General features: G+C 46.4%; 1 protein-coding gene. It reads left to right on the forward strand.

Annotated features, from left to right (window positions below):
• Nucleotides 1–960: MBL fold metallo-hydrolase (locus tag A3729_RS27775; protein ID WP_231877517.1), on the forward strand; the 960-nt coding region annotated here is incomplete at its 5' end.
• Between the last annotated feature and the right edge of the window lie 54 nt (nucleotides 961–1,014).

A 1,014-nucleotide genomic window follows, 5' to 3' on the forward strand; every position in this document is an offset into this window, starting at 1 on the left:
TTGTCATTACTATCGCCTCATCATACAAAAAACAAAGAGAACATTATGAAGCCCTTAGTCATGAGACTTACCATGCTGATCCCTCTCCTGCTTATCACTTTCACAAGCAGCACATCAACTTTTGCTGGAGAGATGATACCTGCAAATCTTAGTTTTTCAGTTATCGTCACCGCTGAATCAGGCGGCGCGCAAGAAGCGATGGTGGTATCCAGTGGTAGCTGGTTTACTCAGCGAACGTTAGTGCATAACGCAATTCTTATCAAACATCCAAAGGGTGATTTGCTCTGGGATAGCGGCATCGGCACTGAAGTCGAAGAACAAATGCAAGTATTCGCTTTTTGGGAGAAACAGTTGTTCGCGATCGAAAACGTTAAACCCGCCATTAGCCAGTTAAACGCGAATAACTACCCCATCAGCACAATTAAAGCCATCATCCCTAGCCATATGCACTGGGATCATGTCAGTGCAATTGAAGACTTCCCAGCAACACCGGTATGGATTCAACAGCAAGAGCATGACGCCGCGCACCAAGGCAAGCCACCCGCCTTTGTCTTATCGCAATTTGATAGTCCTGACATCAAACGGCAATTCATAAAGCTCTTAGATCAACCCTACCAAGGCTTCGATAAAAGTTTGGATATCTACGGTGACGGCAGCTTAGTGTTAGTCGACCTGGCCGGGCACTCGCAAGGGCACTTGGGTCTTTTTGTTAATACGCCAGACAAAGGGCGCTATTTCTTCATTGGCGATGCAACATGGGCGATCAAAGGAATTCAAGACAACCGCGGCCGTCCGAAGATTGTTCAGTGGGCAACTGGTGTCGATAATAACGTAGACCAAGCGGAAAAAGTCATCGATCAAATTCACTCTTTAAGCAAACGTGACCCTGACTTAGTGATCGTCCCGGCTCATGACGAACTGGTCACGGCAAAACTGCCCAACTATCCCAGCTTTTTATAAGATGGATTTACACCAAGGCTAACAAAGTGAACTACCAGCAACTTGATGCCATCG

Source organism: Oleiphilus sp. HI0043 (genome assembly GCF_001634935.1).